The following is a 1,340-nucleotide window of genomic DNA, read 5'->3' as shown; positions in this document are numbered from 1 at the left end:
CTGCGAAGCAGTCAGGGTCGGGTAGTTTACTTTGTGGCAAGTGCTTGGAGTTTAGGGCAAGGGATCCCAAGTATCCTGCCGCCGCAGGGTAGCTTGTCGCAGCCGAGCCAAGTTGGCCGATCCAGTGCAAAAGGCAACAATGCGCAGCTCCTCGATCACGGCGCGAAAGGTGTCCACCACTGCCTGCATCTGTCCTTGGGAGACGGCGTGTAAAGCGGGGGCGGCCATACCCACCACATCGGCTCCCAGACGGATAGCTTTGGCCGCGTCGATGCCATTGCGGATGCCGCCGCTGGCCACCAGGGGTAAGTCCGGCAGCAGGCGACGAATTTCCAGCAGGGACAAAGCCGTTGGGATCCCCCAGTCCCTGAAGCTGTGGGCAATGCGTTTTTTGAGAGCATCTGTTTGGCGATGGGCCTCCACCTCGCTCCAACTGGTGCCGCCCGCCCCCGCCACATCCAGGGCTGCCACGCCGCATTCGGCCAGCTGCTGGGCTACTTTGGCACTGAGGCCATTGCCCACTTCCTTCACCACCACCGGCACTGGTAACTGCGCCACCAACCGTTCGATGCGGCCATACAATCCACGCCAGTCGGGATCCCCTTGGGGCTGAACCGCCTCCTGGAGAGGATTGAGGTGCAGAATCAGCGCATCCGCCTCGATCATCTCCACCGCCCGTCGCGCCTGCTCCAACCCATAGCCGTAGTTGAGCTGAACGGCACCCAGGTTGGCCAGCAGCAGAATATTCGGGGCCACTTGGCGCACCTGGTAAGTCCGGGCCAGCTCTGGATGTTCCAAGGCTGCCCGCTGGGATCCCACCCCCATGGCAATGCCCAACTGTTGGGCAGCGGCAGCCAGTTGTCGGTTTAGCTCATGGGCAGCCTCTGTTCCCCCCGTCATGCTGCTGATGAGCAGGGGTGCCTGTAGGCGTTTTCCCAAGAATTCGCAGCTTAGGTCGATCTCCGGCAACAGCAGCTCCGGCAGCGCCACATGCTCAAAGAAAAACCGCTCAAACCCGGTGCGGATCCCTTTGGCAGCCACATCCTGCTGCAGAACAATGTCCAGGTGATCCTGTTTGCGCTCGGAAATGGGGGGGAGAGAATCGGCCATCGCGTCAGCAGTGCGGAGCACCTTGGTCTTGGTAGAGATTGTCAGTCTACAACGCCGTGCGCTGCCAAAGGCGAACAGCATTGCCCGTTCGCGCTAGCGGGACGGAGTCCAAGGTGACTCGCTATCTACAACGACAGCGGTGCGGTTCCCGTTAGGGTGCCGTAGGCATGGCACTGTCGCGTTAGCGGTGCGGTTCCCGTTAGGGTGCCGGAGGCATAGCACTGTCGCGT

1 protein-coding gene is annotated in these 1,340 nt (G+C 61.5%); it reads right to left on the bottom strand.

Annotated elements, in window-relative coordinates; genetic code table 11:
- Positions 1-51: 51 nt before the first annotated feature.
- Complete coding sequence (fni, locus tag NW856_RS12245; protein ID WP_414390743.1) at positions 52-1,110, bottom strand: type 2 isopentenyl-diphosphate Delta-isomerase; 1,059 nt, start codon at positions 1,108-1,110, stop codon at positions 52-54.
- Between the last annotated feature and the right edge of the window lie 230 nt (positions 1,111-1,340).

Origin of the sequence: Synechococcus sp. R3-13 (assembly GCF_047462195.1) — a bacterium.
In the GTDB taxonomy this organism is placed as follows: domain Bacteria; phylum Cyanobacteriota; class Cyanobacteriia; order Thermostichales; family Thermostichaceae; genus Thermostichus.
This window is presented reverse-complemented; position numbering and strand designations above follow the sequence as displayed.